A 20,467-nucleotide genomic window follows, 5' to 3' on the forward strand; every position below is an offset into this window, starting at 1 on the left:
AAGCTAATCGTTTGGGTATTCCTCTAATTGGTGTTTGAGGGCCGCGTTGCGCACTTGCAAAAGCTTGGTCAGGTAATTCTTCAGGAATAAATTATCAAACCAACGCCCTACTACGCCCGCCGGGCTGCTGAAGGCAAACACGTCGCGGACACGGGTACCGCCCGCAACGGGTTCGAAGTAATGGTCGTGCCGCAGGGGCTGGAACGCGCCCCGGACCAGCTCGTCCCGAAAGTGACGAGGCGGAGACGCCGCCGTGATGTGCACCGTGAGCCGCCGACGAAACCCGAAGTGCCGGGCCTCCCAGGTCACAACGTCGCCCAGTTGCAATTGGCCGCTGGCCGGGCCGCGCACTACTCGCTCGCCGGTGTGCCGGGTCGAGTCGAGGTGGGCCTGTACGTTCAGGGCCAGCGCGTAGCAAGCCGCAGGAGACGCCTGCACCAGCATTTCCAGTTCGATGATGGCCATGTTGGAATCTTGGAGCGCCCGTTACGCCGGCAGCCCGGCCAGCACCTTTTTGGCGGTGCTCACGTGGTCGGCGGCGCCGCTCAGGGAGTTGAAGATGTACTGAATAACGCCGTTTTTATCGATTACGAACGTGACCCGACCGGGCAGCAGCCCCAGCAGCGCGCGGGGCACCTCGTAGAGCTTACGCACGGCGCTGTCGGTGTCGGCCAGTAGCTCGAAGGGCAGGCGGTGCTTCTGGGTAAATTTCTGGTGCGACTTTTCGCTGTCGGAGCTGATGCCCACCACCTCGGCGCCCAGGTCCTTGAAATCCTCGTACTGGTCGCGGAACGAGCAGGCCTCGGCGGTGCAGCCGGGGGTGTCGTCCTTGGGGTAGAAGTAGAGCACCACGTGGCGGCCCCGCTGGTCGGCGAGCCGGAACGGAGCGCCGGAAGTGGTGGGAAGCGTGAAATCGGGCGCGGGTTGGCCTACTTGAAGCATGGGTTCGGAGATTGGGGTTGGCGGCGCAAAGGTGCGGCCCCGCGCGGCTTTACGGCGGCGGCGGCATCTTTGTGGTTCCGTTGGCGCTTGCCGCCAAGTTTTTTTGGATTGATGCGGTCCGGCTCCGCGACTCATTTCAATGCCCCAGCCCCGCATCAGCGTCATTATTCCGGCCCACAACGAGGCCCAGGCCATCGGGCTGGTGCTGGCCGAGATTCCGGCCGGCCTCGTGCAGGAAGTCATTGTGGTCGACAACAACTCAACCGACGCCACCGGCCCCGCGGCCCGGGCCGGCGGCGCCACCGTGCTCCGCGAGCCCCGCCCCGGCTACGGCTACGCCTGCCTCGCGGGCATGGCCTACGCCTTCGGCAAGCCCCGCGCCGAGCAGCCCGACATCGTGGTGTTTCTCGACGGCGACCATTCGGACTACCCCGAACAAATGCCCGAGCTGCTGGCGCCGCTGCTGCGCGAGCAAGCCGAGCTGGTCATCGGCTCGCGGGCGCTGGGCGAGCGGGAGCGCGGGGCGTTGCTGCCCCAGCAGCGGTTCGGCAACTGGCTGGCCGCGCGGCTGCTGCGGCTGCGCTACGGCGGCAACGTCACGGACCTGGGGCCGTTTCGGGCCATCCTCGCCCCGGCCCTGCTCAGCCTGCGCATGGCGGACAAGACCTACGGCTGGACGGTGGAAATGCAGGTCAAAGCCGCCCGCCAGGGCCTGCGAACGGTGGAAGTGCCCGTGCGCTACCGGCGGCGCATTGGCACGAGCAAGGTCTCGGGCACGGTGCGCGGCACCATCGGGGCCGGCTACAAAATTCTCTGGACCATTTTCCGGTACTGGTGATGGAGTGATGAGGTACTGAAGCGATGAGGTGGCCAGGGGGTGGGCCTTGCTGCTGAGAAATACATTACCTGCTACGCAGAAACCAGCATTTTGCCATTTTTTCACTTCGTTCCCCCGTTGCTTCATCACCTCATCACACTTTTCTGATGCCCCTGCTGCCGATTCTGTTGGTGGTGCTGTACGGCTTGTGCCTGCTGTTCATCCTGTGCTTCAGCGTGGGGCAGTGGCAGCTCACGCGCCTGGCGCTGCGCTCCTACGCCGGGCCGCAAGCGCTGCCCCTGCCCGCCCCCGCCGCGTGGCCCCGCGTGACGGTGCAACTGCCCCTTTACAACGAGCAGAACGTGGTGGAGCGCGTGATTGACGCGGCGGCGGCCCTCAGCTACCCGCCCGCGCTGCTGCACATTCAGGTGCTCGATGATTCCACCGACGCCACCGTGGCCCTGGCCGCCGCCCGCGTGGCCCACCACTGCGCCCGCGGCCTGCGCGTCAGCCACGTGCGCCGGCCCGGCCGCGAAGGCTACAAGGCCGGCGCCCTGCGCCACGGCCTGGACCACACCGACGGCGAATTCATTGCCATTTTCGACGCGGATTTTGTGCCCGACCCGAGCTTTCTGCGGCGCACCGTGCCCTATTTTTTGCAGGATGAAAGGGTGGGCGTGGTGCAAACTCGCTGGGGCCACCTCAACCGGGACGAGTCGCTGCTCACGCGCCTGCAAGCCTTTGGGCTGGACGCGCACTTCCTCATTGAGCAGGTCGGCCGCACCTTCGCCGGGTTCTTCATCAACTTCAACGGCACGGGCGGCGTGTGGCGCCGCGCCTGCATCGCCGATGCCGGCGGCTGGCACACCGACACCCTCACCGAGGACCTTGACCTGAGCTACCGCGCCCAGCTGCGCGGCTGGCGCTTCGTGTACCGCCCCGAAATTGTGGCCCCGGCCGAGCTGCCCGCCGCCATGGACGCGCTCAAGTCGCAGCAGTTCCGCTGGACCAAGGGCGCGGCCGAAACCGCCCGCAAGCACCTGGGCACCGTGTGGCGCTCGTCGCAGCCGCTGGCTACCAAGCTGCAGGCTACGTTTCACTTGCTCAACAGCAGCGTGTACGTCGTCATTCTGCTCATGGCCCTGCTCAGCGTGCCGCTGGTGTTCGTGCGCGAGCAGTACCGGGAGTACCGGGTGGTGTTTCAGCTGGCGTCGGTGTTTCTGATTGGCTTTACTCCGCTTGTCTACTATTACTACACGGCGTGGCGGCTGGCCCAGCCGGCCGGCAGGGCCCGGTTTTACCCCGGCTTTTTTCTGCTGTTTTTGTCGGTTTCCATGGGCCTGGCCCTGCACAATGCCCGGGCCGTAACCCTGGGCTGGCTGGGCCGGCGCACGCCCTTCGTGCGCACGCCCAAGGCCGGCACCGGCGGCGCGGCCGTGCGGCGCTACCGCACCGGCGGCATTGGCCCGTTGGTGGTGTTAGAAGGTTTTTTGGGGGCGTACTTCGCGTTCGGCGTCGGGGCCGGGCTGTATTTTGGCGACGCCGGCCTGCTGCCGTTTCACGCCCTGCTCACGGTGGGCTTCACGGCCGTGTGCTATTATTCGGTGCGCCACGCCCGCTGAGGCGGAATCGCCAGTTCCTGAATCCAGGTTGCTGGTGGGTGAATGGAATGCCGGCAACCAGCATCGAGCAACCAGCAACCCCATTTCCCTTGCCCGCTAAGCTTCCTTCGGTTTCTCAAATGGTGGCGCTACTGGCCGCCGGTGCAGCCTACGCGGGCCTGGCCTACGCCACCCCGCGCGCCGATTTTGGGCAACTGGTGGGCTTGTTCGCCGTGGCGCTGCTGGCCTACGCCTGGCTCTTGCGCAGCAGGCTGCCGTGGCGCTGGGGGCTGGCGGCCGCGCTGCTGTTCCGCCTGCTCTGGCTGCCGGCCACGCCCGCCTTATCCGACGACGTGCACCGCTTTCGCTGGGACGGCCTGCTGGTTGCCCACGGCGTCAACCCTTTTCAGTTTCGGCCCGACGAAATCATCGCCGACGGCGCCCGCGCGGCCGTGCGCGACGAAGCCCAACGCAACCGGGTGCTGCCCCAGTTGCAGGCGTTGTACCGGTCCCTGAACTCGCCCCACTACTACTCGGTGTACCCGCCCGTTTGCCAGTACATTTTCGGCGCGGCGGCCCGCGCATTCCCAACGTCCGAAACCGGCTTTGTCTTGAGCCTGCGCGTCGTCATTCTGGCGGCGGAGGCCGGCACGGCGTGGCTGCTGCTGGCCTTGCTGCCCGCCCTGGGCGCGCCCCCGGAGCGGGCGCTGCGCTACCTGCTTCATCCGCTGGTGGTGGTGGAGCTGGTGGGCAACCTCCACGTGGAAGCCCTGGTTGTTTTCTTTATTCTGCTGGCGCTCTGGCTGCTGAGCCGGGGCCGGTGGGCCGTTTCGGGGCTGGCTTTGGGGCTGGGCGTGGCCACCAAGCTGCTCCCGCTGCTCGCCTTGCCCCTGTTGTGGCGGCGGCTGGGGGGGCACCGTTTCGTGGCCTACGCCGCCGTGAGCCTGGGCACCGCAGCGCTGCTCCTGGGGCCGTTTGCGTCGTTTGAGTTATTCGCCAATACCAGCCGCAGCCTCAGCCTGTATTTCCGCAGCTTTGAATTCAACGCGAGCGTCTACTACCTGCTCCGGGATGTTGGCTACCGCCTCACCACCTACAACGAAATTGCCATCATCGGCCCCGCGCTGGCCGGCGCGAGCGGTTTGATTGGCCTCGGCATTGCGTGGCGGGAGCGCCGGCCCACGCTGGCCCTGCTGCCCCACAGCCTGCTGCTCATGCTCACGGCCTACTACCTTCTGGCCACCACCGTGCACCCCTGGTACCTCACGCTGCTCGTGGGCCTGGGCGCATTGACGCGCTTCCGCTACCCGCTAGTCTGGGGCGGGGCAGCCATTCTGTCCTACGCGGCCTACCGCACCACTACCTACACCGAAAACCTGTGGCTGGTTGCCCTGGAATACCTGGCTGTGTTTGCCACCCTGGCCACCGAAATCTATCGAGGAGCGGAGAGTAAAAAATGAAAAATCTGGCCTGATGTAGTCCAGTACGGCATTCCTGATTTTTCCGTCGCGGCGTTCGGGCCCGTGTACGCGGCGCGGCCGGCGCACCTCACGGGACCCCTGTGGGGCGGGCCCCGGTTCGCTTGATGCGCGAAGCCCGCGGAGAGGGGAGCCCGCCGACCGGTATGCAAACCCGAGAACCGCTGTAAAAATGCGGAGCTAGAATGACCGTCAGCGTTTTAACTTTTAACTCTCAACTTTTAACTCCACTTCTACCGCGGCCAATAAGCATAGCGCCGGGTTGATTTTAGGCGCAGGGTGCGGCCGTCCCAGGTGGTTTGCCGGACCAGCACGTTGGGATACTGCTTGGCGAACCAGTAGACGTTCTTCTTGCCGGGCGCCAGCAGCAAGTCCACCCGCCACGCGGGTTCGGGGGCATCGGCGGCGGGGGCGGCTGCCGTCTTCAAGTAGGCGTCGTAATAGACCGGGGGCGTGGCCCGGTTGGTCTGCTGCAGGTCCAGCACCGTGAGGGCAAACGCCGGCCGCCGCTCAAATTTGAGGGCGCGCAGCGAGTACGAAAGGGCATCTTCCAGGAACACGTCGCGGCGTAAGTCGCGGTTGCCCACGCCCTGGTTGTCCCAGTAAGAGTCGTACGTCTCATCAAAATTAACGCCGTCGTCGACGATGGCTTTGAAGGTGTTGCCGCACCATTCCTGCGAAGAGCTGGTCAGTTTGTAGAGCGCCACGGGCTGGTCGCGCCGGAAAAAAAGCGAGGTCAGGTAGTGGTACGGGTACTGGTCGGTGGCAATTTGGCAGAACTGATTTATTTTCATCACCGGGAATAAATCATTCCGCCGGTAGCTGTCGGTCTTGACGTTGAACTGCTGGTTAAATTCCTCTTTGACCGTAATCTGGGTATACTCAAACGTTCGTTTTTTCTGGTACACCGTGCGCTCCGCGTCGTAGACCGCCACTTCGGCCAAGCCGTCTTCCCACAGCTTGCGCATGGCCCATTGCTGGTCGAAATGCACCAGCACGGCGCGCAGGGCCGGCGCCGAGGCCGGCAACCGGCCCGGGCCCGGCTTTTTTTCGGGTGCCTCGCAGCTCGCTACCCCCCCACCCAGCGCCAACAAGAGCAGCATCACCGGGACTGATAAACGGAGCATAAGGAGGGCATTTAGGGAAACAAAAAGGGAAACAAAAGTAGTATGCATGCGCCCTATTTTGGGCACGACACCTGTTGGCGGCACGTCGTACGAGAAAAGGACCCTCTTTAGATTGCCGCCCGCCACGCGGCCAGGTCGGCGGCCGTGTCCACGTCGCGTAGTTCCGGCAGCAGGGCCACCCGGCAGCCCAGGCGGCGCGCGTCGGCCAAGGTATCGGCCAGCACCGAAGCGGTGCTCCAGGCTTTGTGCTCAAACAGCTCGGGCCGAAGCTGGCGCAGCCCCAGCAAATAATACCCCCCGTCGGTGGCGGGGCCCAGCACCACATCGTGCGCCCGCAACCGGGCAAACGCAGCGGTCAGGTGGGCCGCCCGCAGGCCCGGGCAATCGGTGCCGATGATGACGACCCGGCCGGCCCCGGCCGCAAAGGCCGCCGCGAAAGCCGCCGCCATGCGCTGGCCCAAATCACCGGCTGGCTGGCCGCGCACGGCCATGCCCGGCCATTGCGCGGCCTCGGCGGCGGCGGGCGCGGGGCCCGGGGCATCGGCCAGCCACACCGTGGCCGGCACCCCGGCCTGCTCCACCGCCGCGCGGGTAATGCCCAGCAGCTCGTTGTAGACAGCCAGGGCGGCAGCGTCCCCAATGCCGGCCGCCAGCCGGCTTTTCACCCGGCCCAGCGCGGGCACGCGGGCGAACACCAGCAAGTGGCACTCTGCCCCCAGCGAATTACCCCCGGCCCGTAACGCTTCATTCATACACTTTACGGCCGCGCAGCAGCCGGGCGTAGTCGGGGCCGGGGCCGCCGGGACGGCGCGCGGCGGCTTGGTCGCGGGCGCTCAGTGCGAGCGGGCGCGCGCGGCGACAAGCAAAAACGACGCGGATTAAGGCCATGATTGACTCGGAGAAACGGTCGTTTTAGCCCGCCGTGGCCCCACCGCAGCTGGAGCCCGCGCCGGCCGTGCAGCCGTAGCAGTGCTGGTTCACCACCACGCTGCGGGCTTGCAAGGCGGCCAGGCTGAAGTCGCGGATGTGGCGCGGGGCCGGGGCCGCCACGGGCAGGTCCAGCATCTGGTTGAAATCGCAGTCATAGAGCTGCCCGTCCCAGCCCACCGACACCATGCTGCGGCACATCACGCTGGCCGCCGCCGCGGGGTTGTAGGCCTGCACCAGCTTGTCCATGTAGCCGGCGTAGTTGCCGCTTTCAAGCAAGTAATCCAAAAAGCGGCTGATGGGCAGATTGGTAATGGCCAGCAAGCGGTTGAAATGCACCCCGTGCTCACGGGCCAGCCGTTGCTTGAATTCCCGCTCCAGGCCGGCCTGGCTGCCCGGCAGAAACGCCCCGGCGGGGTTATACACCAAGTCCAGGCTCAGCCCCGAGCCCGCGATGCCGTAGCCGGCTTCGTTGAGCAGGTGCAGGGCCCGGACGGAGCGGCCGAACACGCCCTCGCCGCGCTGGGCGTCGGTGCGGGCGGCCGCGAAATGCGGCAGCGACGAGACCACGCGCGCCCCGTGCCGGGCAAAAAACGCGGGCAAGTCGTAGTATTTGGGGTTGGCCACGATGATGGTCAGGTTGCAACGCACGATGACCTGGCGCCCGAGGGCCGCAATCTGTTCCACAAACCAGCGAAAGTCCGGGTTCATCTCGGGCGCGCCGCCGGTCAGGTCCACCACCTCAATATCGGTCTGCGCCAGCGCGTCGAGGCAGTCCTGCATGGTGGCGCGGGTCATGATTTCGGTACGGTCGGGACCGGCATCGACGTGGCAGTGGCGGCAGGTCTGGTTGCACATCTTGCCCACGTTCACCTGCAGGGTGGTGATGGCCGTGGGCCGCAACGGCAGCAGCCCGGCCGCGCGCAGCTTGCCCGCAAACGGCGGAAAGGCCGCTCCGGCCGCCTCGGCGGGGTTGAGCACGGTGAGCTGGTAAGCCGAATCGGCCAGCGCATGGTGCTGGGCGTGGAGGGACTTCATCTGCTAGTGATTAACGATTAGTGGTCAGTGATTAATGAATCGGGGCTAACGGTAGTTTTTTTCATTAACCACTAATCGCTAACCGTTAATCACTAATCACGACTACATCGACACCTCTTTGGCTTTGTTCATCATCATGGTGGCGTGCACCAGCGTAGCCCCGCCCTTGATGGCGGCGGCCACGTGCACGGCCTCCATCATTTGGGCTTCGTCGGCGCCTTTTTGCAGCGAGTCCGACGTGTAGGCGTCGATGCAGTACGGGCACTGCACGGCGTGGGCCACGGCCAAGGCAATCAGGGCTTTCTCGCGTTCCGAAAGGGCGCCCTCCTTAAAAACTTCGCCGTAATAATCGAAGAATTTGCGCCCCATCTCGGGCTGCCACTCACTGATATTTCCAAATTTTGCCAGGTCGGCCGGGTTGTAATACGACATAGAAAAAATGCTCAAGGAAAAGTGCTCTGGATGGAAAAGAAAGGAGAAACGCAGGTTTTGCAGGTAAGGCAAAAACTAATTAATGAAAGTTCTTGCTTGTCGTTTGCGTTCAAAAATACGCTAACCGTTCAATTTGGCGCTTGCGCCAACCCTGGGCCCTTCGTAAAAAAACCCCTGCCACCCGCGACGATTCGCAATGGCAAGGGCTATTTACGGCCGCGCAGCGGCTGCGCGAATTAAATGGTGACCGCGCCCATGGCCTGAATGGGCATCGTTGGCCCGGCGCTGCCGCCGACGGGCTCCACGGTCAGGGCAAACGCCTGGGCGCTGTTGATGTCCTTCATCTGCTGAAGCTCGTCGCCAGTGGCGGTATTGGCGGCCAGCATGCCGGCGTCCACGGGTTTGCCATTGTCCAGGGCCCAGAGCTGATACTGTTTGCCAGCGGGCAGGGCGGGCAGGTTCTTCACGTCGAGGTACACCTGGTGGGAAGCGGGGTTGAACAGCACCCGGGCGCGGGCGGCCGGCGCGTCCTTGGTGCCGGCCAAGGCCACGGCGCGGAACTCGTCGCTGCGCAGCACCTCATTTTCCTGCCGCAGCTGTTTTTCGGTGACCTGCGTGGTGGTCGCGAAGCGCGCCTGGTCGTTTTGCAGGGCCACCAGGTCCGTGCTGGCGTCTTTCCACTGCGAATACAGCAGGGCGTTGGCGCCCAGGCTCAGGATGAGGGCCACCGAAGCGGCGACGGCCCAAGTGGAACGAGCCGTGGGGGCCAACGGGGCCGAGGTGATGGAACGAACCACGTTGGCGGATGCTGCGGGCGCGGGCGCCGCGGCCTGGGAATTGGCGTGGGCCACGGCGTCGACGTCGGCGCGCAAGGCATTGTTCGGGGCCGGGGCGGCAATCTGGGCCAGTACGTGGCCGAGCACCCGCTCGCGCATGCCAGCGGGCGGCGTGACGGCGTGGGCTTCGGCGTAAAAACCAAAGGCGGCCTGCACCTGTTGCAGCTCTGCTTCTATTTCCGGGTGCGAGGCGGCCAGCGTTTCCACGGCCGTTTGCTCGGCGGCCGAAAGCTCGCCGAGCGCGTACTGCTCCAGAATGCCCGATTCTATATAGTCTTGGATGTTTTCCACGATTGATTCAGCGAATAAGTTTGCTTAAGACTTTGATGGCGGTGCGGGCGCGGGTTTTCACCGTTCCCAGGGGAATGTTAAGCTCCTCCGCCACCTCACTTTGGGTGAAGCCTTCGAAATAGAGCAGGTCGATAATCTGACGCTGCTCGGGAATCAGTTTTTGGGTGATTTCTTGCAGCCCGATGTGCTCAGGCCGGAACGTAGTGGGCGCGGCTTGGCGCTGCGCGGTCAGACTATCGTCCAGTCCCTGGGTGCGGCTACCTACGCGGTGCTGCCGCGAGCGGATTTTGTCAATGCTCAGGTTTCGGCAAATGTTGAGCACCCAGGTAAACAGCCGCCCCTTGGCCGGGTCGTAGCTGGCGAAGGCGTGCCAGATTTTTACCAGGGCTTCCTGCAGCACGTCCTCGGCTTCGTCCTCGGCCTTCACAATGCGGAAGATGACGCCGTAGAGGGCCGCCGAATACCGGTCGTAGAACAGCGTCATGGCCGATTCGTCGCGGGCTTGCAGGCGCCGAACGAGTTCTGCCTCGGCGGCAGGTGGTAGGGAGATAAGGGGGTTATCGGACACGGTAGTGACTGAAAGTGGATAATGGGGCCAGAACCGGCCCCATGCTAAGCGCACGAAAATACGGCCCGCCACGCAATTGGTACCAGCCGGGACGGGCACTGCGTAACCGAACCGCCCCGGCTTAAGTTAAAGCCCGGGGCAAGGCCGCCGGCTTCCGGGCCGGGCCGCCGCCCCGCATGGCCTTCCTGCTCCAGTCCCTCACCCCGCCCGACGAGCCCTTTCTTTGGTACATGCTGCACCAGGCCCTGCACGTGCCCGCCGGGCAGGCCGCCCCGCCGCGCGACGTTATTTACCAGCCCCCGCTGGCGCGTTACGTGCGGGGCGGGGGGCGCCGGGGCGACGGCGGCGTGCCGGCCGTTGAGGCCGCTTCGGGTCTGCGCTCGTGCGGGCCAACGTAGCGGCGCTCGTTCTGTAATGCGTGCCCTGACTCGTTCCCTTCCGCATCATTTTCTTCCCTGCTCTTGCCCATGCCCATCGAGTCCTTCAACCCCCACACCGGGCGCGTGCTGCGCCGCTTTTCCGCTTTCAGCTGGTCGAAAACCGCGCGGATTCTGGGCCAGGCGCACCGCGCGGCGGCCACCTGGCCCACCACGTCGTTTGCCCACCGGGCCGGCGTTTTGCGCCGCGCCGCCGCCCTGCTGCGCGAGCGGCAGCACGAGCTGGCCCGCCTCATGGCCCTGGAAATGGGGAAGCCCGTGACCGACGGCCGCGCCGAGGTGCTGAAATGCGCCACCTGCTGCGAGTACTACGCCGAACACGCCGAAGGCTTTCTGGCCGATGAGGTCATCAGGACTGACGCGGCCCGCAGCTTCATCAGCCACCAGCCGCTGGGCGTGGTGCTGGCCGTGATGCCCTGGAACTTCCCGCTGTGGCAGGTGGTGCGCTTCGCCGCGCCGGCCCTGATGGCCGGCAACGTGGGCCTGCTCAAGCACGCCTCCAACGTGCCGCAATGCGCTTTGGCGCTGGAAAAAATATTTCACGACGCGGGCCTGCCGCCGGCTTGCTTCCGCACCCTGCTCATTGGGTCGGATTTGGTGGAAAAGCTGTTGGCCGACGACCGGGTGCGGGCCGTGACGCTCACCGGCAGCGAGGCCGCTGGGGCCGCGGTGGCGGCCATTGCCGGCGCCCACATCAAGAAAACCGTGCTGGAGTTGGGCGGCTCCGACCCGTTCATCGTGCTGGCGGATGCCGACGTGGCGCTGGCGGCCCAAACCGCTGCCCAAAGCCGCATGATAAACAGCGGCCAAAGCTGCATTGCGGCCAAGCGCTTCATCGTGGAAAAGCCCGTGCTGCGGGAATTCATCGGCCACCTCAAAACCCACCTGCTGGCCCTGCGCCCCGGCGACCCGCTCGACGACGCCACGCAGTACGGCCCGCTGGCCCGGCCCGATTTGGCCGATGAGCTGGCCCAGCAAGTGGCAGATTCCGTGGCTCAGGGGGCCAAAGTGGAATTGTTCGGCGGCCAGGCCAAGCCCGGCACGGCCCTGTTCCGGCCCATGATTCTGTCTCACGTCAAGCCCGGACAACGCGCTTATTCGGAAGAATTATTCGGGCCCGTGGCCCTAGTGCTCGAAGCCAAAAACGCGGCCGACGCCGTGCGCCTGGCCAATGACTCCCCGTTTGGCTTGGGCGCCGCGGTGTGGACGCGCGACGTGAAAAAAGGCGAAGCCCTGGCCCGGCAGCTGGAAAACGGCGCGGTGTTCGTCAACGGCCTCGTGAAATCGATGCCCGAGCTGCCCTTTGGCGGCGTGAAAAAATCCGGCTACGGCCGCGAATTGTCGTATCTCGGCATTCGCGAATTCGTGAATCAGAAGTCGGTCTGGATTGGCCCGGGAGCGGCGCCGGCAGCCAAAACGGAGTAGGGTGCGGGGTCGTACCCTACGCGTACCCCAACAGCTTGTACGTCACCCAGCCGGCTACTTCGTGCGCGAGCAAGCTCCAGCGCTCCAAGGCTGCGGGGCTGGGCACGAGCCAGTAGTCGGGAGTGGCCTTGCGGTCGGTGCTGCGGAAGTCGGCGGGGAAGGGCACGGGCCGCAAGCCAACGCGGGCAAAACAGCCCAGTGCCCGCCGCTGATGAAACGCCGAAGTGACCAGCACCAGCGAATCCAGCTCGGGGTGCGCGGCCAGCAGGCGCCGGGTGAACTGGGCGTTTTCGCGGGTGTTGCGGCTTGCGGGCTCCAGCAAAATGGCCGAGGCGGGCACCCCGGCCAGGCGCAGCAGCGTGGCCAGGTCGGAGGCTTCGGAGTGGGCCTTGGCGAGCACGGCGCCCGAGCCGCCCGAGATGAGGATGCGGCGCACGCGGCCCGCCCGGTAGAGCCAGAGCGCGTGGGTGAGCCGGTCGGCGCCGGGCCCCAGGTAGGCCCGGTCGTGGGGCGACTTGTCGACTTGGGTGATGCCGGTGAGGAGCACGGCGGCGTCGGAACGGCGCGGCAGGGCCGCCAGCGGCACAGGCGGCAGCTCCCAGGCCAGCAGCGCCTCATTGACCAGGGCGGGATTGGTGCCCATCACGGCCAGCGCCAGCGCGGCCCGCAGCCACTGCCGCCGCCGGCGGGGCGGCCGGGCCAGCAGCGCCGCCAGCAGCAGGGCCAGCAGCCACACGGTGGGCAGCAGCAGCACGTCTAGAATCTTGGAAAGCAGAAAGAACACGGCCGAAGGTAAACCGGCCGCTACTGCGCGGCCGGGCCGGCCGACGTGCCCAGCATCAGCTCGCGGATGTACTTGACCGGGGCACTGCCGTAGCTGAGAAACTTTTCGTGGAAGGATTTCAGGTCGAAATCCTTGCCGGCTTTCCGCTTCAACTCGTCCCGCAGGGCATAGATTTCGGTATAGCCGGTGAAGTAGCTGCTGAGCTGCACCTGGCTCAGGGTGGCGCGCAGCCACTTGCCGCGGGCCTCCGCCTCTTCCTGGAAGCCGTCGCGCCGCAGCAGGCTCACCGCGTCGGCTTCGCTCATATTATCAACCTGGATGGCGTGGTCGATGACCGTGTTCAGGGTCACGCGCAGGTTCCACTTGTCCCAGAGCAGCCACATTTCGTCGGAGTTATTGCCGTAGCCGTTCTCCAGCATCATGCGCTCGGCGTACACGGCCCAGCCCTCCACCATGGCGCCGTTGCCGAAAATGCTTTTCACGAGCGACGGCGAGCGGTTGGCGTACACCAGCTGGGTGTAGTGGCCCGGAATGGCCTCGTGGATGTTGAGGATTTGCAGGGTGTAGTCGTTGTATTCGCGCAGGTAGCTCTCGGCCTGGGCGGGCGTCCACTCGGCGGGCAGGGGCTCCACGTTGTAGTAAGTATCGGCGCCCGTGTCGTAGGGGCCGGGGGCCGACACGCTGGCGCCCGCGCCGCTGCCGCGCATGTAGCCCGGGGTTTCGCGCACCACCAGCGGCTTGCTGGGGTCCTGGGTCAGCAGCTTCTTGTCGTTGACGAAGGCCACCAGGGTCGGAATCTGGCGCTTCACGGCGTCCACGAAGCCGTCGCGCGGGGCGTGCTTAAGAGTGAGCTGGTTCACCACGGCCGTGACCAGAGCCAGCGTGTCGGCCGGGGCTTTCTGGCCGGGGAAGTACTTGGGGTACAGCTTGGCGGCGCGGCGGCCCATGTCGCGCAGCAGCTCGGCCTTATGCCGCAGGGCCTGCTGGTAGATTTCGGCGGCGGAGAAATGCGACTGGATGTCGTAGGCAAATTTCTGGTCGAACAGCGTGCGGCCGATGCGGAACGAGCGGAACTTGCCGGCCGGCAGCACGTCGTTTTTCAGAAAGTCGAGGTAGCCCTGAATGGCCTGCCGCGTGGTAGCAATGCGGGCGGTGAGCGTCTTTTTCTCGGCTTCGGTCAGGCCGGACTTGCGCACCGAGTCGGCCAGGGCCGCGCCGAACACGGCCAGGCCGCCGGCGTTCTGCTTCAGGGCCAGCTCGGTGTGCTCGCGGGTGGGCGTGCGCAGGTTGGCCCGCGCCGCGGCGTAGAAGGCGGCGGCCCGGCTGATTTTGTCGGAAATGTTGCGCAGGCGTCGGTCGAGGCGGTAGTGGCGGCCGTTGAGCAGGTCGCCCACGGCGGCCCCGAGGTTGTAGCCGGCCGGGTTCCACTCCCAATTCTTGAGCGTGTCGGCGTACCAGCGGCTGGCCCGCAGCTCGTTGCGCAGCAGGCGCAGGTCAATCTGGTTGTTGGGCGAAAGGCTGTCGGGCGAAAACGCGGCGAACGAAGTCAGGTATTGTTGGCTGAACGCGGCGTCGCGCTGGCGCTGGGCGGCGTCGGGAATCACCAACAAGGAGTCGTACTTGTGGTAGCCCTGCGAGGAGGCGTAGTCGGGGTTTTGCCGCCACAGGGCTTCGATAAATTGGCCTTTCGCGGCATCGAAACGGGCATCGGCCCCGGTGCCGGCGGTGGGCTTGTCGGGTGTGGAGCAGCTGACCGCCACCAGGGCCAGGAGCGGGAAATAGCAAAGTTTCATGCGGGTAAAGAAGATGTGCCGTAAAGGAACAGCGCAAACCTCACTCCTTGCAAAGCGCCGCCGTAAGTTTGCGCGCGGCCCGTTTGAAAAGTTAAAAGTTGAGAATTAAAAGTTAAAATTCAGATGGCAAGAACTATAATTCTTTAAGCACTCGCGCATCAGTAAACGTACTCACTAGAACGTCATGTTGAGCGCAGTCGAAGCATCTCTACTGCGCAAGTAATTGATTTACCACTGTGGTAGAGGTGCTTCGGCAAGCTCAGCAGGACCGCCTTCTTTACACGATGACTGACTTGAAAACCGCTCTACTCCTGTCCAGCCTCCCCATCCCCACCCAAGAACCTCGCATGACGACCTCCCGCACCGAACACGACTTTCTGGGCGAACGCAGCCTGCCCGACACCGCCTACTACGGCATTCAGACCCTGCGCGCCCTCGAAAACTTTGCCATCACGGGCATTCCCATCAATACCGAGCCACTGTTTGTGCAGGCCCTGGCCTACGTGAAAAAGGGCGCCGCTCAGGCCAACCGCGACCTCGGCGTGCTGCCCGCGCCCATTGCCGAGGCCATCATGGCGGCCTGCGACCGGGTGGCGGCCGGCGAGTTCGACCAGCAGTTTCTCACCGACATGATTCAGGGCGGCGCCGGCACGTCGGTGAACATGAACGCCAACGAGGTAATTGCCAACGTGGCGCTGGAAATCATGGGCCACGCCAAGGGCGAGTACCAGTACTGCCACCCCAACAACCACGTCAACTGCTCGCAAAGCACCAACGACGCCTACCCCACCGCCTTCCGCATCGCGCTCAACAACAAGCTGGTGGGCTACCGCGAAACCCTGGGCGCGCTGGCCGACGCCTTTGCCGCTAAGGGCGACGAATTTCGCGACATCCTCAAAATGGGCCGCACCCAGCTCCAGGACGCCGTGCCGATGGGCATGGGCGACGAGTTCCGGGCCTTCGCCACCAACTTGCGCGAGGAGCTGCTGCGCATCGACGACTCGCGCCGGCTCATCGACGAAATCAACATGGGCGCCACCGCCATCGGCACCCGCGTGAACGCGCCCGATGGCTACCCCGAGCTGGTAACCGAGCATCTGCGCGCCATCACCGGCCTAAACCTGACCCTGGCCGGCGACTTGTTCGAGGCCACCTACGACACGGGCGCCTACGTGCAGCTCTCGGGCGTACTGAAGCGCACGGCGGTGAAGCTCTCCAAAATCTGCAACGACCTGCGGCTGCTCTCCTCCGGCCCGCGCTGCGGCATCAACGAAATCAACCTGCCGCCGCTGCAGCCCGGCTCCAGCATCATGCCCGGCAAGGTGAACCCGGTGGTGCCCGAAGTAGTGAACCAGACGGCCTTCTACGTCATCGGCGCCGACCTCACCGTGACCATGGCCGCCGAGGCCGGCCAGCTGCAGCTCAACGTGATGGAGCCGGTCATCAGCTTCGCCCTGTTCACCAGCATTTCTTACATGACTAACGCCTGCCGCACCCTGCGCGAGAAATGCGTGGTCGGCATCACGGCCAACAAGAAGCACGCCGAAAGCCTCGTGCGCAACAGCATCGGCATCGTCACGCAGCTCAACCCCGTCATCGGCTACGAGGCCTCGGCCGACATTGCCAAGGAAGCCCTGCGCACCGGCAAGACGGTGCACGACATCGCCGTGACCGAGCGCGGCCTGCTCACTCAGGAAAAGTGGGACGAGATTTTCACATTCGAGAACCTGATTCGGCCGGTGTTTATGCGGTAGTGAGGGGCGAGGCGAGGTCAGACAGCACGACGGGTTTGCCTTCAGAACGTCATGCTGAGCTTGCCGAAGCATCTCGCTCGGGGCAGTAATCCCGTCATTGAACAAAGAGATTACTACCCCACGCGAGATGCTTCGGCTGCGCGGACGCCAGATGAGCATGACGTTCTTTTTTGCTCAACTATTCCGTGCCCTTAGCGCGCCACCACCAGCCGCTGCGTCACCACGGCGGCGCCCGATTGCACCCGCACAAAGTAGGTGCCTGGAGCCCAGCCGCTGGTGTCCAGGACGTGGCTGCTGCCGGCGAAAGCGGCGGTGTGCACCAGCCGCCCGGTGAGGTCGTAGGCGCGCAGTTGGCTTTGGAGGGCGGGCGACTGCGCCAAGGCTAGGCGAACCTTCCCCATTGCTGGGTTCGGATACAGGGCAAGTTCAAACGCGGGCGCGGCGGTGGTCGTGGCGGTTACCTGGGCCGGGGCCAGGCGCAGCACCCAGGTCTGGTTGGCGCCCAGGGCGGGCAGGGTCGGCACCCAATCGCTGAAGCCGCCTTGCGCGTTTAGCACGGCGGTGCCCGCAAGCTGGCCGCTGTACAAGTCGGTGGCCTGGTAGGTGCCGGCCGGCAAAGTCGAAACGGCCAGCGACGCGGCGGGGCTGCTGACGGCGGCATTTCCGAGGTTGGCCATTATCACCACCGCTTCCGGTCCGTGGACCCGGGCGTAGGCCAGCAAGGCGGTGGCGGGGCTGGTGGCGGGCAGGTAGTAGCCTTGGCGGAGGGCCGCGTGCGCGGTGCGCAGCCCGATTAGCCGCTTGTAATGGTTCAGCAGCGAAGCCGGGTCGGCCTGCATGGTGGCCACGTTGAACTGCGCGGAGTTGGCGTTCGGGGCGCGCCAGGGCGTGCCGGTGCTGAATCCGGCCTGGGGCCCGGCGGTCCACTGCATCGGGCGGCGCTTGTCTTCGTCGGGCCCGGTGCCGGACATGCCCACTTCCTCGCCGTAGTAGAGGAAAGGTACGCCTGGCATGGTGAGGTAGAGGGCGGCGGCCTGCTTCATACGGGCCAGGTTGCCGCCCAGCCCGTCGAGCACCCGGTTCTGGTCGTGGTTGGTGAGAAAGGTAGCGTACTGCAGCTTGGGATACAGGTTGTTGACCAAGGTCAGCTGGCTGCGCAGGGCCGCGGGGTTCCCCTGGCTCAGGGCGTCGATGATGGCGGTGCCCAGGTCAAACTCGAAGCACACATCGAGCCGCTCGTTCTGGACGTAGGGCACCACGGCGCGGGTGTCCGACCAGGCCTCCCCCACCGTGAAGGCCGCCGGGTTCACGGCCCGCACCGAGTCGTGAAATTCTTCCAGCAGGCCCAGGGTTTCGGGCGTGTCTTTCAGCACGGTGTTGTCTTCCACCAGGTACTTCACGGCGTCGAGGCGGTAGCCGTCCACGCCCTTTTGCAACCAGAAGCGGCTGGCGTCCCACAGGGCGGCCTTGACTTGGGGGTTGCGCCAGTTGAGGTCGGGCATGCCCTCCCAGAAAATGCCGTAGTAGTTGCTGCCGTTGCGCGGGTGCCACACGGTCTGGCCCCAGGGGCCCAGGTAGCTCGGCCGCGGACTGGTCCAGCGGTACCAGTCGCGGTACGGACTGGTGGCGCTGCTGGCCGCCTGCGTGAACCAGGGGTGCTGGACGGACGAGTGGTTCAGCACCAGGTCAATGATGACCTTGATGCCCCGGGCGTGCGCCGCCGCCAGGAACGCCTCAAACTCGGCCATGCTGCCGTAGTCGGGCTCGGTGGCTTTGTAGTTGGTCACGTCGTAGCCGTGGTAGCTCGGCGATTCCATCATGGGCATCAGCCAGAGGCCGGTAACGCCGAGGTCGGTGGTGGTGGCGGGGTTGCCATCGTTGAGGTAGTCCAGCTTTTGGGTGAGGCCGGCAAAGTCACCCTTGCCGTCGCCGTTGGCGTCGTAGAAGCTGCGCACGAACACCTCGTAAAATACCGCGTCGTTCCACCAATAGGTGGGATAAACGGCGGAGGGCGCGCCGCTGCAGGCGGCGCAGCTACCGAAGCACGCGGCCGGGGCCGTCGTCGGAGCCACCGTGGCGTCAATGGTGCGGGCCAGGGTGCCGGTGCCGTCGTCGCTGCCGCAGGCGGCGGGCACTACTTCGGCCCCCGCCAAGGTATTGCCGTTCACGAAGCGGTACTGAAACCGGCCGGGGGCCGGCAGCGCAATCTGCACTTCGTAGGTTCCGTCACTGTCGGCATCGCGGAGCGGAATGGCAGTGGCGTCCCCGTTGCTGCCGTAGCCGGCCAGCGCCTGGAAATTGCCCACCACGTGCACGCCGGCCGCGGCCACCGTCTGCCCGGTCATGTCCACGGCGAAGCGCAGCTGCGGGGCGCAGTCGCCGAAGGCCACGATGGGCAAGCGCAGGTTCGTCGCGCCCAGGATGGCTTGCCGGTTCACGTTGCCGCCCCCGTCGGCCAGGCCGCAGCCCGGGGGCACCAGCTCCGCGCCGGGCCAGCTGCTGCCGTTCACGAATTTGTAGAGGTACTCCCCCGCCGGCACCGTCACGGTCAGCTCGTACACCCGGTCGTTGTCGGCGTCGGTCAGGGCTGTGGTGGCCGGGTCCCAGTTGCCCGCGTAGCCGGCGGCGGCCTGGAAAGTGCCGGCCACGTGCACGCCGCCGGGCGCCACGGTTTGCTGGCGCATGTCGACGCGGAAAGTAAGCTGGGCTGCCTGCCCAAAATGGGCACCCGAGCAAAACGCTAACGCCAGTAAAAAGTATTTCATGGGTCATTCTTGGGCCAAGGCTCAAATTACGCCAGGAAAAACCCAATTGCTCTGCGGCGACGTCCGTTCGTCGGCCGGCGTCAGTTGCCGTTGGCGGGTCCCGCACGCGGCCGCTCGGGTTTGGGCGGCGCTGGTTGCTGGTTGCGGCTTCTCTGACTTTCGCTCTTACTTTGTTTTCCTTCCCGTTCGGCTTCGCTTAACTCCTTTTTTTCAATGGCCTGCTTTCGTTTTCTACTCCTCGTCCTGCTGCTCACATCCGCCGTCTCAGCCACCGCCGCCAAAGTCGATACCCTGGCCATTGCCAGCGCGGCCATGAAGAAAACCTACCGCGCCGCCGTGGTTTTGCCCGCCTCTTACGCCAAAAACAAGAAGGCCCGCTACCCCGTGCTTTACCTGCTGCACGGGGCCTTTGGGCATTTTGCCGACTGGCTGAAAAACCCGGCTGACAAGCAGTTGGTCCACCGCCTGGCCGACCAGCACAACCTCATCGTCGTGCTGCCCGAGGGCGAAACGTTCAGCTTCTACCTCGACAGCCCCATCAGCCCGGCCAGCCAGTTCGAAACCTACCTGACCAAGGAAGTCCTCCCCAAAATCGACCAGACCTACCGCACCGTGCCCGAGGGCCGGGCCCGCGTCATCGCCGGCCTCTCGATGGGCGGGCACGGCGCCCTCTACCTCACCGCCCGCCACCCCGACCTGTACGCTGCCGCCGGCAGCATGAGCGGCGCCCTGGATTTGATGAGCTTCAACCGCAGGCTATCCCCCACCGAAGCCGCCCAGCGGGCCGAGCTGTGGGCCCCCATCCTCGGCGCCGAAACCGCTAACCCCGAGCGCTTCGCCACCAATTCCGTCATCAACCTCGTGGACCAGCTCCAGCGCACCGGCCGGCCCCTCATCCTCGACTGCGGCGTGGACGACGGCCTACTCGACATCAACCGCGAGGTGCACCGCCGCCTGCTCTACAACCGTACCCCGCACGAGTACACCGAGCGCCCCGGCGCCCACACCTGGGAATACTGGCAGGCGGCGCTGCCGGGCCAGGTGCTGTTTCTGGCGGCGGTGCTGAAGGGGAACGGGGTGCTGGTGGAATGAGCGCGGGAGTTCAGCGCCGGACATTTTTTACCTCGCTCTTATTTTCGTACTCCCTGCCGCTCGCTGCTCACCCCGCCCATGTTCACCCGCCAGACCCTGCGCCGCCTTGCCAACGCCAACAGCTTCGCGCGCGGCGAAGATTACTACGACGAAGGCAACCTGAGCAAGCTGCGCCGCGAGGGCGACACCTTTCTGGCCACCGTGCGGGGCAGCCGCGCCTACCGCGTGGGCCTGCGCCTGGCCGGAGCCGGGCCGGAATTCACCTGCAACTGCCCCTACGATTTCGACGGCATCTGCAAGCACTGCGTGGCCCTGGGCTTGGCCGTGCTCGACGGCTACCTGCCCACCGACCTCGTGCCG

Annotated in this window: 20 protein-coding genes; 8 read left to right on the plus strand and 12 right to left on the minus strand. The window is 65.4% G+C overall.

The window, feature by feature from the left end; translation table 11 throughout:
* Window positions 1–3: 3 nt before the first annotated feature.
* A complete protein-coding gene (locus tag RMO51_RS06705) occupies window positions 4–465 on the minus strand; it encodes an SRPBCC family protein (RefSeq protein ID WP_310393175.1) in 462 nt (153 codons plus the stop codon).
* Window positions 466–486: 21 nt separating this feature from the next.
* The gene (locus RMO51_RS06710) at window positions 487–942 is read right to left on the minus strand and encodes a peroxiredoxin (RefSeq protein WP_310393177.1); all 456 of its coding nucleotides are present in this window, start codon (window positions 940–942) and stop codon (window positions 487–489) included.
* Window positions 943–1,081: 139 nt separating this feature from the next.
* Between RMO51_RS06710 and RMO51_RS06715 the strand changes: the two genes are divergently transcribed.
* The 3 genes from RMO51_RS06715 to RMO51_RS06725 all read left to right on the plus strand — a co-directional run bounded on the left by RMO51_RS06715 (window position 1,082) and on the right by RMO51_RS06725 (window position 4,820).
* On the plus strand, window positions 1,082–1,780 hold the full coding sequence (locus RMO51_RS06715) for a glycosyltransferase family 2 protein (RefSeq protein WP_310393178.1): 699 nt from the start codon (window positions 1,082–1,084) through the stop codon (window positions 1,778–1,780).
* A gap of 146 nt (window positions 1,781–1,926) precedes the next feature.
* On the plus strand, window positions 1,927–3,381 hold the full coding sequence (locus RMO51_RS06720) for a glycosyltransferase (protein WP_310393180.1): 1,455 nt from the start codon (window positions 1,927–1,929) through the stop codon (window positions 3,379–3,381).
* Window positions 3,382–3,470: 89 nt separating this feature from the next.
* Window positions 3,471–4,820, plus strand: coding sequence for a glycosyltransferase 87 family protein (locus RMO51_RS06725; RefSeq protein WP_310393182.1), 1,350 nt, complete (start codon window positions 3,471–3,473; stop codon window positions 4,818–4,820).
* A gap of 251 nt (window positions 4,821–5,071) precedes the next feature.
* Here RMO51_RS06725 and RMO51_RS06730 read toward each other — a convergent pair whose 3' ends face one another.
* The 7 genes from RMO51_RS06730 to RMO51_RS06760 all read right to left on the minus strand — a co-directional run bounded on the left by RMO51_RS06730 (window position 5,072) and on the right by RMO51_RS06760 (window position 10,057).
* Window positions 5,072–5,965 carry a hypothetical protein gene (locus RMO51_RS06730; RefSeq protein ID WP_310393183.1) on the minus strand — a complete coding sequence of 298 codons (894 nt, stop codon included), beginning with the start codon at window positions 5,963–5,965 and terminating at the stop codon, window positions 5,072–5,074.
* Between the two features lie 107 nt (window positions 5,966–6,072).
* Window positions 6,073–6,717 (minus strand): TIGR04282 family arsenosugar biosynthesis glycosyltransferase, encoded by a 645-nt coding sequence (locus RMO51_RS06735; RefSeq protein ID WP_310393185.1) that lies wholly within the window; start codon window positions 6,715–6,717, stop codon window positions 6,073–6,075.
* Window positions 6,710–6,853: a hypothetical protein gene (locus tag RMO51_RS06740; RefSeq protein WP_310393186.1), complete on the minus strand. Its 144-nt coding sequence runs from the start codon at window positions 6,851–6,853 to the stop codon at window positions 6,710–6,712. Before RMO51_RS06740 ends, RMO51_RS06735 begins: the two co-directional genes overlap by 8 nt.
* Before the next feature lie 24 nt (window positions 6,854–6,877).
* Complete coding sequence (gene arsS, locus RMO51_RS06745; RefSeq protein WP_310393188.1) at window positions 6,878–7,930, minus strand: arsenosugar biosynthesis radical SAM (seleno)protein ArsS; 1,053 nt, start codon at window positions 7,928–7,930, stop codon at window positions 6,878–6,880.
* A gap of 102 nt (window positions 7,931–8,032) precedes the next feature.
* The gene (locus RMO51_RS06750) at window positions 8,033–8,362 is read right to left on the minus strand and encodes an arsenosugar biosynthesis-associated peroxidase-like protein (RefSeq protein ID WP_310393190.1); all 330 of its coding nucleotides are present in this window, start codon (window positions 8,360–8,362) and stop codon (window positions 8,033–8,035) included.
* A gap of 236 nt (window positions 8,363–8,598) precedes the next feature.
* Complete coding sequence (locus RMO51_RS06755) at window positions 8,599–9,489, minus strand: anti-sigma factor (protein ID WP_310393192.1); 891 nt, start codon at window positions 9,487–9,489, stop codon at window positions 8,599–8,601.
* A 7-nt stretch (window positions 9,490–9,496) separates the two neighbouring features.
* Window positions 9,497–10,057: a sigma-70 family RNA polymerase sigma factor gene (locus RMO51_RS06760; protein ID WP_310393194.1), complete on the minus strand. Its 561-nt coding sequence runs from the start codon at window positions 10,055–10,057 to the stop codon at window positions 9,497–9,499.
* Between the two features lie 176 nt (window positions 10,058–10,233).
* Between RMO51_RS06760 and RMO51_RS06765 the strand changes: the two genes are divergently transcribed.
* Window positions 10,234–10,455 (plus strand): hypothetical protein, encoded by a 222-nt coding sequence (locus RMO51_RS06765; protein ID WP_310393196.1) that lies wholly within the window; start codon window positions 10,234–10,236, stop codon window positions 10,453–10,455.
* Between the two features lie 69 nt (window positions 10,456–10,524).
* Window positions 10,525–11,919, plus strand: a complete 1,395-nt coding sequence (locus RMO51_RS06770; protein WP_310393198.1) for an NAD-dependent succinate-semialdehyde dehydrogenase — start codon at window positions 10,525–10,527, stop codon at window positions 11,917–11,919.
* 16 nt (window positions 11,920–11,935) lie between these two features.
* Here the strand turns inward: RMO51_RS06770 and RMO51_RS06775 are convergent, their stop codons facing one another.
* Together RMO51_RS06775 and RMO51_RS06780 are read right to left on the minus strand one after the other, a co-directional pair.
* On the minus strand, window positions 11,936–12,703 hold the full coding sequence (locus RMO51_RS06775) for a YdcF family protein (protein WP_310393200.1): 768 nt from the start codon (window positions 12,701–12,703) through the stop codon (window positions 11,936–11,938).
* 20 nt (window positions 12,704–12,723) lie between these two features.
* Complete coding sequence (locus RMO51_RS06780; RefSeq protein WP_310393202.1) at window positions 12,724–14,496, minus strand: DUF885 domain-containing protein; 1,773 nt, start codon at window positions 14,494–14,496, stop codon at window positions 12,724–12,726.
* 347 nt (window positions 14,497–14,843) lie between these two features.
* On the opposite strand from RMO51_RS06780, the gene aspA reads away from it, so the two are divergent.
* On the plus strand, window positions 14,844–16,250 hold the full coding sequence (gene aspA / locus RMO51_RS06785; RefSeq protein ID WP_310393204.1) for an aspartate ammonia-lyase: 1,407 nt from the start codon (window positions 14,844–14,846) through the stop codon (window positions 16,248–16,250).
* Between the two features lie 191 nt (window positions 16,251–16,441).
* On the opposite strand, the gene RMO51_RS06790 is transcribed toward aspA, so the two are convergent.
* Window positions 16,442–19,015: an alpha-amylase family glycosyl hydrolase gene (locus RMO51_RS06790; protein WP_310393206.1), complete on the minus strand. Its 2,574-nt coding sequence runs from the start codon at window positions 19,013–19,015 to the stop codon at window positions 16,442–16,444.
* 213 nt (window positions 19,016–19,228) lie between these two features.
* On the opposite strand from RMO51_RS06790, the gene RMO51_RS06795 reads away from it, so the two are divergent.
* Window positions 19,229–20,107: an alpha/beta hydrolase family protein gene (locus tag RMO51_RS06795; RefSeq protein WP_310393207.1), complete on the plus strand. Its 879-nt coding sequence runs from the start codon at window positions 19,229–19,231 to the stop codon at window positions 20,105–20,107.
* A 78-nt stretch (window positions 20,108–20,185) separates the two neighbouring features.
* On the plus strand, window positions 20,186–20,467 hold a 282-nt coding region (locus RMO51_RS06800), incomplete at its 3' end, for a hypothetical protein (RefSeq protein WP_310393209.1).

The sequence above is a fragment of the Hymenobacter sp. genome (genome assembly GCF_031398885.1).
GTDB lineage: Bacteria > Bacteroidota > Bacteroidia > Cytophagales > Hymenobacteraceae > Hymenobacter.